Source organism: Paraburkholderia sp. SECH2 (assembly GCF_030464795.1).
GTDB classification, from domain to species: domain Bacteria; phylum Pseudomonadota; class Gammaproteobacteria; order Burkholderiales; family Burkholderiaceae; genus Paraburkholderia; species Paraburkholderia aspalathi.
Genome location: NZ_JALPRH010000001.1, coordinates 663,345 through 676,228, shown reverse-complemented (window position 1 = coordinate 676,228; position 12,884 = coordinate 663,345). Strand labels below are relative to the sequence as shown.

11 protein-coding genes are annotated in these 12,884 nt (G+C 57.7%); 5 read left to right on the top strand and 6 right to left on the bottom strand.

What is annotated here, in order from left to right:
• Positions 1-32 precede the first annotated feature (32 nt).
• The 4 genes from mmsA (at position 33) to M0D66_RS03080 (ending at position 4,308) form a co-directional block, all read left to right on the top strand.
• Positions 33-1,571, top strand: a complete 1,539-nt coding sequence (mmsA, locus tag M0D66_RS03095) for a multiple monosaccharide ABC transporter ATP-binding protein (RefSeq protein ID WP_200652988.1) — start codon at positions 33-35, stop codon at positions 1,569-1,571.
• Complete coding sequence (gene mmsB, locus M0D66_RS03090; protein WP_301772688.1) at positions 1,564-2,772, top strand: multiple monosaccharide ABC transporter permease; 1,209 nt, start codon at positions 1,564-1,566, stop codon at positions 2,770-2,772. The genes mmsA and mmsB overlap by 8 nt, the downstream gene beginning before the upstream one ends.
• A 139-nt stretch (positions 2,773-2,911) precedes the next feature.
• On the top strand, positions 2,912-3,208 hold the full coding sequence (locus M0D66_RS03085; protein WP_093634124.1) for a Dabb family protein: 297 nt from the start codon (positions 2,912-2,914) through the stop codon (positions 3,206-3,208).
• 38 nt (positions 3,209-3,246) lie between these two features.
• Entirely contained in the window at positions 3,247-4,308 is a 1,062-nt protein-coding gene (locus M0D66_RS03080; RefSeq protein ID WP_266208956.1) for a maleylacetate reductase, read from the top strand.
• Positions 4,309-4,442: 134 nt separating this feature from the next.
• Here M0D66_RS03080 and M0D66_RS03075 read toward each other — a convergent pair whose 3' ends face one another.
• Positions 4,443-5,219: an SDR family NAD(P)-dependent oxidoreductase gene (locus tag M0D66_RS03075; protein WP_211707717.1), complete on the bottom strand. Its 777-nt coding sequence runs from the start codon at positions 5,217-5,219 to the stop codon at positions 4,443-4,445.
• Positions 5,220-5,435: 216 nt separating this feature from the next.
• Between M0D66_RS03075 and M0D66_RS03070 the strand changes: the two genes are divergently transcribed.
• Positions 5,436-6,020 carry a TetR/AcrR family transcriptional regulator gene (locus M0D66_RS03070; RefSeq protein WP_266208955.1) on the top strand — a complete coding sequence of 195 codons (585 nt, stop codon included), beginning with the start codon at positions 5,436-5,438 and terminating at the stop codon, positions 6,018-6,020.
• Between the two features lie 34 nt (positions 6,021-6,054).
• On the opposite strand, the gene M0D66_RS03065 is transcribed toward M0D66_RS03070, so the two are convergent.
• From M0D66_RS03065 to M0D66_RS03045, 5 genes are all read right to left on the bottom strand, one after another.
• A complete protein-coding gene (locus M0D66_RS03065) occupies positions 6,055-6,984 on the bottom strand; it encodes a LysR substrate-binding domain-containing protein (RefSeq protein WP_266208954.1) in 930 nt (309 codons plus the stop codon).
• Positions 6,985-7,075: 91 nt separating this feature from the next.
• Entirely contained in the window at positions 7,076-7,882 is an 807-nt protein-coding gene (locus tag M0D66_RS03060) for a transporter substrate-binding domain-containing protein (RefSeq protein ID WP_266209137.1), read from the bottom strand.
• 144 nt (positions 7,883-8,026) lie between these two features.
• A complete protein-coding gene (gene hutH / locus M0D66_RS03055; protein ID WP_266208953.1) occupies positions 8,027-9,706 on the bottom strand; it encodes a histidine ammonia-lyase in 1,680 nt (559 codons plus the stop codon).
• A 190-nt stretch (positions 9,707-9,896) separates the two neighbouring features.
• Positions 9,897-10,355, bottom strand: a complete 459-nt coding sequence (locus tag M0D66_RS03050; RefSeq protein WP_266208952.1) for a (2Fe-2S)-binding protein — start codon at positions 10,353-10,355, stop codon at positions 9,897-9,899.
• Positions 10,262-12,658, bottom strand: a complete 2,397-nt coding sequence (locus M0D66_RS03045) for a molybdopterin cofactor-binding domain-containing protein (protein WP_266209136.1) — start codon at positions 12,656-12,658, stop codon at positions 10,262-10,264. The genes M0D66_RS03050 and M0D66_RS03045 overlap by 94 nt, the downstream gene beginning before the upstream one ends.
• Positions 12,659-12,884 lie beyond the last annotated feature (226 nt).

Below are 12,884 nucleotides of genomic sequence, written 5' to 3'. Positions count from 1 at the left end.
TCGCGAGCGTGACCAATCAGAGGAATTTGACCATGGATACCATTCTGGAGATGCGCGGAATTCAGAAAAGCTTTGGCGCTGTCAAAGCCCTGAATAACGTCAATCTGAAGGTCCGTCAGGGCGAGATTCACGCCATTTGCGGAGAAAACGGCGCGGGAAAATCGACCCTGATGAAGATCCTCAGTGGGGTCTATCCGCACGGCTCTTATTCTGGCGACGTCCTTTACGACGGTCAGGAGCGGGCATTCGCCGATATTTCCGATAGCGAGGCAGTCGGAATCATCATCATCCACCAGGAGCTAGCCCTCGTACCGATGCTCTCGATTACCGAGAATATCTATCTGGGTAACGAGCAGTCGAAGCGCGGCGTCATCGATTGGCAAGTGTCGCGCGCGAAGGCAAAGGCGTTGCTGGCGAAAGTCGGCCTCTCTGACTCGCCAGATTCACCGGTCGGCACGCTTGGGATCGGCAAGCAGCAACTCATCGAGATTGCAAAGGCATTGTCTAAAGAGGTTCGCCTGTTGATTCTCGACGAGCCTACCGCAAGCCTGAATGAAAAAGACAGCGACACACTGCTTAGTCTTCTGCTCGAACTCAAGTCGCGCGGTGTGACGTCAATCATCATTTCGCACAAGCTGAATGAGATTTCGCGTGTCGCGGATGGAATCACCGTGATCCGTGACGGCTCGACGGTCGACGCCCTCGACTGCAAAGCCGAGAGCGTGAGCGAAGACCGCATCATCAAGGCGATGGTCGGCCGTGAGATGTCCGACCGGTACCCGCCACGTACGCCGGACATCGGCGAAGTCATTTTTGAAGTGAAGGATTGGCGTGTCCAGCATCCCACGCAGAGGGACCGTGCCGTCATCAAAGGCGTCAATCTGGAAGCGCGCAAGGGCGAAATCGTTGGCATCGCAGGGCTGATGGGTTCTGGGCGTACGGAGCTCGCCATGAGCGTCTTCGGCGGCACGTATGGTCAGGACATCACGGGCCAGGTGCTGATGCACGGAAAGCAGGTCGACGTTTCATCGGTACAGAAGGCCATCAAGGCGGGCATCGCCTACGTGACAGAAGACCGGAAAGGCAACGGTCTGCTCCTTGACGACAACATCAAACGAAACATCACGCTGGCGAACCTGATTGGAGTGTCGAGATTTGGCGTCGTCGATGAGCACGAGGAGATAAAGGTTGCGACCGATTTTCTAAAGAAGCTCCGGATCCGTGCTCAAGGCGTTACCCACGTCGTTGGCAACCTGTCGGGTGGCAACCAGCAGAAGGTGGTGCTGAGCAAGTGGCTGTTTTCTGAACCCGAGGTACTGATTCTCGACGAGCCCACGCGAGGTATCGATGTGGGAGCGAAGTACGAGATTTACAACATCATCAATCAGGTGGTTGCGGCAGGTAAGTGTGTGGTCATGATTTCCTCAGAAATGCCCGAACTGCTTGGCATGTGCGACCGCGTGTACGTCATGAACGAGGGCCGGTTTGTCGGCGAATTCACCGCAGAAGAAGTCTCGCAGGAAAAGATTATGCGGGCGATTATGCGAAATGGAGGCATCGAAAATGCGTAAGGCACTCTCTCCAGTCGTCGCCGAAGGCGCCGAGGTTAAGAAAAGCGAAGTTTTGGGTGTGGTGAAGCGTATTGGCAGCGAGTATGGACTGCTCATTTCGCTCGTCATCATCATGGCCTTCTTCCAGGTCTCGACGAGCGGCGTACTGATGCAACCGCTCAATCTCACCAATCTGGTGCTTCAGAACAGCTACATTGTCATCATGGCCCTTGGCATGCTCATGGTGATTGTTTCAGGCCACATCGACTTGTCCGTCGGCTCAACGGCCGGTTTGGTGGGCGCGTTGGCGGCAGTATTGATGGTGCAGTTCGAGGTCAACTACGTCTGGGCAACCATCATCTGTATTCTGGCCGGCGCGCTGATTGGCGCCTTGCAAGGCTACTGGATTGCGTTCTGGCGGATGCCTTCGTTCATCGTGACGCTGGCCGGCATGCTGGTTTTCCGTGGCATGACAAACCTCGTTCTGCAAGGCCAGTCCATCGGCCCGTTCCCTGATGCATTCGGCGCCGTGAGCTCGGGTTTTATCCCTGACCTTTTTCACGGACAGACGCTTCACATCACGTCGATTGTCCTCGGTGCGTTTGTCGGTGCGCTTTTCTTCGCGATTGAGCTTCGGCATCGCGCCGGCGCGGCGAAACATGGTGTCGAGAGTGGCTCGTTCTCGATGTTCGTGGCGAAGAATCTCGTCCTGACGGCACTGATTGTGTTCTTCTGCTACCTGCTTGCATCCTATCGTGGCCTGCCTACCGTGCTCGTCATCATGGCTGTGCTGATTGGTGTGTACACGTTCATCATGAATCGCACCACGATCGGTCGACGTATCTACGCGGTTGGTGGCAATGCAAAGGCAGCGAGATTGTCGGGTGTCAGCGTTCCGGCAGTGAGCTTCCTGACCTTTGTGAACATGGGTGTCCTTGCTGCGCTGGCAGGTCTGATTTTCGCCGCACGTCTGAATAGTGGAACGCCGAAGGCTGGCACGGGATTCGAGCTCGACGTCATCGCAGCGTGTTTCATCGGCGGCGCTTCCGCCTCCGGTGGTGTCGGGAAGGTCGTCGGAGCAGTTGTGGGCGCCTTTATCATGGGCGTGATGAACAACGGCATGTCCATTATGGGCATCGGCGTGGATTATCAGCAGGTTATCAAAGGCATCGTTCTGCTCGCGGCCGTGTTCGTCGACGTGTACAACAAGAACAAAGCGTAGCTACTTTCCTATGGCAGACCGGATTTAGAACTCAGCTGGGCCTGGTGCGTGGCGAGGCTCGACTGACATGCATACTTGAGTCATGAGATTGCATCTCGAACATTTGGCCTGGTAATAAGCAACACTAATGGAATCGAATATGGTCAAGCATATCGTGATGTGGAACGTTCGCGGTGAGACTCCCGAGCAAAAGAAGGAATCCGCTGTGCTCGTAAAGACTGCGTTCGAGAGTCTGAGCGGAAAGATTCCCGGACTTACCAGGCTGGAGGTCGGGCTGGATGTAAGCGCCGTGGATTACGCCTGCGATGTGGTTTTGTACACAGAGTTCGAAAGCCAGGAGTCGCTCGACGCGTATGCGTCGCACCCTGAGCATCTGCGAGTGAAGCAGATCGTGGGTGACATTCGTATCGCTCGCCACCAGGTCGACTACGTCTAAGCGAGCCGTACCGTTTGACCACACAGGGAGCTAATCTCATGTATGAGTTTACCTATACCACGCAGGCGTCGAGAGTCGTATTCGGTGCTGGAAGCATGAAGCTGATTCAACAGGAAGTGGAGACGTTGGGTGCTCGCCGGGCGCTGGTTCTTTGCACGCCCGAGCAAAAGGCTCAGGCCGAAGTGGTTTCGTCGCTTCTTGGACCTGCGAGCGCAGGCGTGTTCGACGGCGCCCAGATGCACGTTCCTATCGAGAACGCTCGCCGCGCGCGCGAACACGCGAAGTCGGTGGACGCAGACTGCGCAGTGGCTATTGGTGGCGGTTCGACGATTGGGCTCGGCAAAGCGATTGCGCTCGAATCGTCGTTGCCGATTATCGCAATACCTACGACGTATGCCGGGTCGGAGATGACTCCCATCTACGGCATAACTGAAAACGGCCTGAAGAAAACCGGTCGCGATGTCAAAGTCATCCCCAAGACGGTCCTGTACGACCCGGAGTTGACCATCGGGCTCCCGGTCCGTCTCTCGATTGTCAGCGGCCTCAACGCTATCGCTCATGCTGCCGAGGGGCTGTACGCACAGGACGGAAACCCCGTCATGTCGCTCATGGCGGAGGAGGGTATTCGCTCACTTGCCAACGGCCTGCGTGGCGTGAAGAAGAACAGCAAGGACAAAGCGGCGCGCAGCGAGTGCCTCTATGGTGCGTGGCTGTGCGGAATGGTGCTCGGCAATGTTGGCATGGCGCTTCATCACAAGCTGTGCCACACCTTGGGTGGAACATTTAACCTCCCTCATGCTGAGACGCACGCAATCGTTCTGCCGCATTCTCTCGCTTATAACAGTACCGTTGCGGATGAGGCGATGGGCCGAATCGCCAGGGCGTTGAACGTTGACTCAGCGCCAGACGGTCTTTACCAGCTCAACGAAGCACTTGGCGTTCCGCGAGGGCTTCGCGAGATTGGGTTGGGCGAAGCCGACCTTGATCACGCATGCAAGGTGGCATTGTCGAATCCATACTGGAATCCGCGGCCGATTGAGGAGGAGCCGCTTAGAGCACTGCTACAGCGTGCCTGGGAGGGCGCTCGTCCATCCGTGTAGCCTTTGGAAAGGGGCGCCCAAAGGAGGTCCGCCGGAACGAGCCTTCGATCTGGCAGTAGCGAACTTGCCGGCAGCTTAGGACTGCGCGTTGCGGCCCTAAGCTGGTCGACCCGCTACTGGAAACTCGAGTGCCTTCACCCCTTGCGGAATACCGGCGCTCCCCACGGCGCGCCGATCGTGCCGCCGTCGACAACGATCTCGGCCGCCGTGATTCCCGACGCATCGTCGGACGCGAGGAAAAGCACGGCCTTGGCAACTTCTTCAGGTTCCGCGAGGCGAGCCATCGGAATGCCCGGTGCCAACGCGTCTTCGGTCGCGTCGAGCGTTGCGCCGGCCCGTGCGCCGCGCGTCCAGATCGGTGTGCGTGTGCCGCCGGGAATCACGGTGTTGACGCGAATGCCACGCCGCACGAGTTCGGACGCAAACACCTTCGCCATGCCGGTGACGCCCGCCTTCGTTGCGGAATAAGCGGCCGATCCGGGCGAGCCCAGTTCGCGCATCACGGAACCGTTCAAGACGATCGAGCCTCCGGCGCTCATCAGCGGCAGGGCCGCTTGAACCGTGAGAAAAACACCGGTGAGATTGGTACGAAGAATCGCCTCGAATGCAGCAGCGGTCGTGCCGCCGAGCGGTGTCGGACCGGAGATTCCGGCGTTGGCGAACACGATGTCGAGCGACCCGAAGGCTGCCTGGATCTGCTTGAAGGTCGACTCGATCGCGCTTTCATCGTCGAGATTGGCCTGAATGCCGAGCGCGTTTTCGCCCAGCTCGGATACGGCCTGATCCAGTTTTGCGCGATCGCGGCCGGTGATGGCAACACGGGCGCCTTCGGCGATCAAAAGCTTCGCTGTCGTAAAGCCAATGCCGCTGTTGCCGCCAGTGACGAGCGCTGTCTTTCCAGTAAAACGCATTTCCTTCTCCTATGTATTGCGCCGCGAGATCACGTTCCAAGTCGCACGTGCTGGCGGAGCAAAAACTTCGCAAAATCTCTGTTAAGCAGCGCAGGATTGCCGCTGCATCCAAGCTGGCATGAACGTCCTCAACATCTCATTCTGTATGTTGATCATCATGCAGAAATTCAGTATTATGCTCATCATGCAGTTTGTCAAGCGTGATGAGGCGGAAAAATGGGTTATTCGCAGGCACAAAAGGCTGAGAGCAGGCAGCGGGTTCTGGAGAACGCGTCACGGCAGATTCGCGAAAACGGCATCGAGGCGCTCGGCGTCGCCGAGTGCATGCGCAGCGCGGGGCTGACGCACGGTGCGTTTTATGGCCATTTTTCGTCGCGTGATGCGTTGATCCTGGAGGCGCTCGAGCACGCGGTGAGTCAGAGCGAGAAGCGCATGGCTTCTATCGCAAGCGGTGCGGCAAAGCGTGGGGAAACGCCTCTACAGGCTATTGCCGAAGCTTTCCTCAATGAGCGTCACGTGAAGAATCCCGGCAATGGATGTGCGCTGTGTGCGCTCGCCGGGGAGGCGCGGCATGCAAATCCGGATGTCAGGGAACAGCTCACGGATTACGTGCGCAAACTGGCGTCACGAATAGCGCACGCTATATCCAGTGATAGCAAAGAGGCTGGCTTAGGTATCGTCGCGACCATCGTGGGGGCCATTACGCTTGCGCGCGTCGTTGACGACGACAAACTGGCGAAATCGATTCTCTCCGAGTCGCTCGCTCTGGTTATGAGTCGCGACTCATCGCCGGTTAGCTGAGCGGTGCTGCCGTTGCCCGGCGAGGACCGACGCCTCACTCACCAAACATGGCTTTAATGTCGCGTCCCGTCTGCTCGGCTTCCTCAATTAGCCAGTCGAGAAATTGCCTCGTTGCGGGGGAGTCTGCGGCCGTTCGCTTCCAGCAAATGAAGTAGGGGAAAGGCATGGGCAGCGCGACCTTGAACGGCGCGATGAGTTCGTGTCGCTTGATGCTATCGATGGCAAAAAAGCCCTGTCCCAACGAAATGCCTCTTCCCCGAATTGCCGCGTCGATCGCCATGCCGGAAACGGAGTAGGTGAGTGGCGCCAGACCTTCGGGTAGAGGCACGCCAACCGCATGCAACCAGTGTCCCCACGTCGGCGGTGACAAGTTTGCCCATCCCCATTCGACGTGAATCAGCGGGTACCGCAAGATATCCGCCGGTTGCGCGAGCGGCTTTTCCGCGTGCAACAGCGAGGGTGCGAAGACGGGCGCAACCTTGTCCGTAAAGACGACGTGATAGGGTGTTCCGTCGCTGGGTAGTGTCCCATACGTTAGCCGCACGTCAGCACTTCTCGCAGCGATACTGGTTTCGTGATCGACGACTTCGACATGGACCTGCACGTGAGGGCAGATGGTGTGCCACTTGTCCAATCTGGACGCGAGCCAATGGGTCGCGACCGACGGGAATGTCATCAGGGTGAGCCGGGGGCCCGTCTGCGCCTTGAGCGCCGCCTGAGCGCTATGAAAGCACTCGAACCCCCGGGAGATGTGCGAGTGGTACAACTCGCAAAGCGGAGTCGGTCGCAGGCCCGTGTTCTCCCGCTCGAAAAGCGTGACCCCGAGAAACTCCTCAAGGACGCGAATCTGCTGACTAATCGCACCGGGCGTTACGTAAAGCGCCTCGGCAGCGGCTACGACGCCCCCGTAACGAATGACGGCGTCGAATATCTGCAAGGCTCGAAGAGGAGGAAGGCGGTTCATGTCGTTGACCTGGCAAATGCCATCGTGAAGCCAGTCTAGCAAAGACTGATCGCCGCCTCGACGCGCAACGGCGTCATGCAATGCCGCACGCTTACGGTTTCACGTCGGTCTTGAACCACTTTTCCGACAAGCGCGTCACGGTACCGTCCGCGAGTGCTGCCGTGATGGCCGCATCAAATTTTGCTTTCAGATCCGCATCCTGTTTGCGAAAGCCAAGACCTTCTCCCGGTCCCCAAACTGCGCCGCCGATGGTGGGTCCGGCGACCCGGATTCGGGCGGTGTCTTTGTTGTCGGCGATTCCAGCGTAGTAGGTGACGTCGTCGAAGGCGATGTCGACGCGTCCGTTGACCAGGTCGAGGTCACGTTCGGCCGAGGTCTTGTAGAGGCGTACGGACGTGATGTCCTTGAAGTTGTCGTTGATGAACTTGGTGTACACCGTGCCGGATTGAATGCCGATCGATTTCCCTTTCAGTTGATCGCGCAGTGGGGCGATCAAAGGGCCGTCGGTTTTCGGGTCGCCAGTCAGCTTGAGGGAAGAGGGCTTTCCTGTCGTGTTCGCCAGTCCATGCCCATCTACCGTCGCGAACGCGGCCGGCGTTGCAGCATAGGGCTTGGAGAACGCAATGGCCTGTTGACGTTCGGGTGTAATTGCAAGGGCATCCATCACGGCATCGAATTTGCCGGCCTGCAGGCCGGTAATGAGGCCGTCAAAGTCCTGGGCGACTGGCTCGCATTGCAGGTTGGCCCGCTTGCACAGATTGTCGAGTAATTCCGGTTCGAACCCGGAGATCTTTCCGTTCGGCAAGGTCAGATTCCACGGAGCGTAACTGCCTTCCAGGGCGACCTTTACGGTCTTCCATTCCTTTGCCTGAGCGCCGGTTCCTACCAGTGCCAGCATGCCGAGAAAAGTGACGAGAGAAGTCTTCAGGACTCTTGTTGAAATCGCATTCACATTACACCTCTATAGTGTCGAATCAAGGTTATGCTTGGATTGGAAATGCTCGGCTCGCCACAGTTCGCGGCATTGCTGGCGTTACCGGCTTCAGCTGTGCAAGGTGCCGGCGATGTTTTCTACGATGCTCAGCAGGTCGCCCTGTTCGACGAGGCGGTGGACACCCATCATGTCCGGATAGAAGAACCGATCGCCTTCTGCTGTCGGGGCAACCTGCCGAATCCGCGCATACACCGCAGCGGTTGCGGGTGATGCGTCGGCGGGATCGAAGAAGTCCAGCGCCTGAGCGGCGGTGAGCAGCTCGATCGCCAGCACGTGCTGCAACTTCTGTGAAGTTGTGTAGGCTTTTCGCGCTGCGTGATAGGCGAAGCTCACGGGGTCTTCCTGGTTGCCGCTCGTCGGCACGCTATCGACGCTCGCGGGTTGAGCAAGGGTGCGCATCTCGCCCAGCAATCCGGCCGCCGTGTACTGAATGATCATGTAACCGCTGTTCAGCCCGGGATCCTTTGCGAGGAACGCGGGCAGTTCGCTGAGGTACGGGTTGACGAGGCGGTCTGTCCGGCGCTCCGAGATTTTCGCGAGCGTGGTCATGGCGATGCAGAGGAGATCGCACCCGATGCCGACGAACGTACCGTCGAAGTTGGCACCGGATATCGCGATACCGTCCTCGCCTTCGGGATGGATGATGGGGTTGTCGCCGGACGATCCCACTTCATCGAGAATCGAGTCGTACGCGTTCTTGATCGCCCGCTTGGATGCCCCATGTACCTGGGCAATGCCGCGAAGGCTGTAAGCGTCCTGCAGTCTGTAATCGACAAAGCGCTCGCATAGCGCACTGCCGGCCAGCAGCCGCCGCAGGTTATCGGCCGTGTTCCTCTGATCGACATGTTTCTTGACGGAGTGATACCGGGCGTCCAGTGAGCGCGTGGTGGCCTTAAGCGGCTGTAGAGACATCGATGCGGCAATGTCGGCAACCTTCGAAAGCTCGAGCGCGTTGTAAAGCGCCAACATCCCGATCGCGGTTACCGAGGTGGTGCCGTTGGTGAGCGAAAGCCCCTCCTTGCAGCGCAGCGAGTGTGGCTTCAGCCCTGCTCGCTCCAATGCTTCGGCGCCGCGCATGCGTTCACCTTGGTAGAACGCTTCTCCCTCGCCGATCAGCACGAGCGCCATATGTGCCTCGGGCGCGAGATAACCGACCGAGCCATCGCCCGGCGCGAACGGCGTGATGTCGTTGTTCAGTAGCCCGGCGATTTGCTGCAGCAATTCGAGGCTGACGCCGGAATAACCTTTGCCGAGGCTGATCAGCATCATTAGCAGCGTGGCTCGAACTACTTCACGCGGTAGCGGTTCGCCGACCGAGACAGCATGTGAGCGCACGATATTTCGCTGAAGCTGCTCGGCGTCGTCCGGGCTGATAACGCGTGTCGAATTAGCGCCGAAGCCAGACGTCACCCCATAGACGAGCCGGTTCTGGCTCAGAAACAGGTCGACCAGGCGGCGCGAATTCAACACGCGCTCGCGATACACGGAAGAAAACTTTATCTGTGCGCCATGTCGGGCTACGGCAATGAATTGCTCGATTGAAATATCGGATTCCCCGAGCTGAACGTCGGATATCTTGCTGGGTCGAGATTCGGTGTGCGCCAGACTCATTCTGAATGTCCTCTGTCGAATGCATGAAATGAAGTGGGAGGCAAAATCCGCTTCAAAGCGCGATGTTTGCCTGAGATCATTGCTGGGCAGAGTAGCGGCGACGGGGGTGACGCACAAACGATTTGATTTGAGTTCCGGGTTTAGTTTTACTAAAGCCGGATTTTTTACCTCGCTTTTTTAGTTTGCTTTTATAAGCGATGAGTTTTGTTTAATCAGAGAAAATTGTTTTTTCCGGTTTTTCCTGCCCGAGAGCCTGCGAGTCCGCGAGCGTGCGGATCAATCGCTGGGCGTGCTGCTCAGCCTTTGTTTATGGGCGCAGCGACCGGGCCGCCTGGTGAATGGCTTTGCGGATGCGGGGAAAAGTGCCGCAGCGGCATGCGATGTCGCTCATGGCCTCGTCGATATCGGAATCGGTCGGATGACGATGGCAATAAAGCAACGCTGTTGCCGCGATCAGTTGAGCGCTTTGACAGTAGCCGCACTGCACGACATCGCATTCGATCCAGGCCTTTTTCAACGCGCGAGCCTCTGTGCTGTCCAGTCCCTCGATGGTGACGACACGCGATTTGAGAATCGTGGATATCGGTATCTGGCAAGCCGGCCTGGCGGTGTTATCGAGCAGGACAGTGCAGGCGCCGCAAACGCCGATACCGCAACCGAATTTGGTACCCGTCAGTTGGTGTTCGCACCGGAGTACCCAGAGCAGGGGCGTGTCGGGGGCGGAATGCATGACGACGGTTTTCCCGTTAACACTGATTGACACCATATGTCACCTCCGCAAGGCACAGGCGGCTGCATGAGTGGAAGGCTGCGAAACCGGGTTCCCGTGAGTGCAAAAAGCGCATTCGCCAGAGCAGGCGCAATGGGCGGCGTACCGGCTTCGCCGACACCTTGAGGTTCAGTGCCGCTCTGGATCACTCTCGTGCAAATCTCAGGACAGGTCGACATATTGACGAGAGGGAAGTCAGAGAAGTACTTCTGCTGAACCTGACCTTGCACGATCGTGATCTGTTGCTGCAATGCGGCCGAGAGGCCGAAAATAATGCCGCTTTCCATCTGCTGTTCTACGAGATTCGGATTGATTGCAATGCCACAATCAATCACGCAGAACACGCGCGTGACGCGGAAACTGTCACCATGCTTCTGCACTTCCGCAACCTGCGCGACGATGCTGCCGAATGATTCGTGCATCGCTACGCCTCTCGCGGTCTTCCCGTCTCGCTTCAGTGGCGTATACCAGCCGGAAAAATCGATGAGTTGCCGGAGTACTTCGGCATGCCGTTGATGTTCCGGCTTCTTCAGCATATCGAGCCGGAACTGGATGGGGTCTTTGTGAGCGGCCGTCGCCATTTCGTCGATAAAGCTTTCGACAAAAAACGCATGGTAGGAATGCCCAACCGAGCGCCAGTTACCAACCGGGATAGGTAGTGAGGCCGTATTGTGCGTGACGGAAATATTTTTGCATTCGTATGGCTGATCGAACGCACCCTCCGCGGTCGTGATGTCCTTGAGAACCTCGAAGACAATCTTTGGGGAGCCGAATGCACGGGGCAGCGCTTCCACGTTGATCGACTGGCTGGCCGACTCGTTCTTCCAGGCGATCAGGTTGCCGTCGGAATCAAGCGCACCTTTGAATCGCGACACACACGCGGGGCGGTAGAAGTCGTGTGTCATATCCTGCGCACGCGGCCAGATGGTCTGCACTGGACGTCCTTTGGCATGACCTGCGATCGCAACCGCCTGCACGATGTAGTCGACTTCGAGCCGACGGCCAAAGCCGCCGCCTAACAGGTACCGATGCACCTGTACTTTGTCCTCACTCAGATTCAGGGACTTTGCCACTGCCTTGCGGGCCGCCATTGGAATTTGCGTGGACACCCAGATCGTCGCTCCGCCATCCGTCACTTGCGCCGTACAGTTGACGGGTTCGAGCGTTCCGTGCGCGAGGTATGGCACTTTGTACTGCATTTCCAGAGGTTTCGATTCCTTCAGAACCTCATCGACGCTACCTGTCTTGTAGAAAGACTGGGGATGAGTGTTGTCATCGAGCGCCTTGATCAAGGTGGCGCTAATGTCTGCATCGCTTACTTTCGCCGCCGGCCCGTGGTCCCATGTGTACGACAACTGGCAGAGCGTGCGCATTGCGATAAAGGGGTTTTCGGCAATGACTGCGACTCCGCCGGTACCGCCGTTGTATGGATCGAATTTGAAAATAGCGTGCACGCCTTCTTTATTCTTCACGTTCGAAGAATCGTAGCCGGTCGCGGTGCCTCCGAGCGTCGGGCACATCGTGACGCTCGCATATAGCAGGTCGCGCGGCTGTGCATCGATTCCGAACATCGCTTTCCCATTAATCTTCGATTGTGCCTCGATGCGCTTGAATCGCTGACCAATAATGGTGAAGCTGGATTTGTCTTTGAGCGTGACATGGGTGGGGCGCGGTTCGAGCTTCGCCGCATCGACAAGTTCGCCGAACGTCACCGACTGTTCGGGACCACAAATAATGCGGCCCGAGCGTGCTTTGCATTGACTGACCGATACTTTCCACTGCTTTGCCGCCGCGCTGCATAGCATCATGCGCGCCGATGCGCCGGCTTCGCGCATCGGCTTCCAGAGATCGACGATGCTTGTCGATCCGCCTGTCACCATGGTGCCTAGCAGGCGGGCAATCAACCGCGCGAAATCTTCTTTAGTCGTCGCTTCCCAGCTGTGATCGTCAGGACGGATAGCAAGCGAGCGCGACAGATTTTCGCGGTTTGTGTAGATCGTATCGATAGGGGAATCGACGATGCGGACTTGCGACCAGTCCGCGCCGAGTTCTTCCGCCAGCAACATCGCAGCGCCCGTGTGGATGCCCTGGCCCATTTCAGCTTTGCTCATGACGATCGTGACGTTGTTGCCGGTATCGATCATCAGCCAGCCGTTGAGCGCTGCATTGCTGCCAGGTGTATCGAGTGGCGTCTTGGGGACGAGCCTGTCGTCTGACGGAGATACTGACCATCCGATCGCGAGCACACCCAAGCCCGCCACACTGGCACCACCCAGAAGAAAGGTTCGCCGCGCCAGCATGACATCGTCCACCGTATGTTCTTACAGCGTATTGAGGTCGGCGAAGGCCGAAGCCGGGATCTTGCGTTGCTCACGATAGAGATGTGAGTTGCTTCAAACAAAACGAACGCTTTTCTTCTTCTCGAATCACCTATATTAGTCACTGGATTTGGCGATTGCGAACCCGAAATGCAACAGGCAAGTGGAGCGATCGCTGAAAACACAGCAATCGCCAGTAGACCCAGGG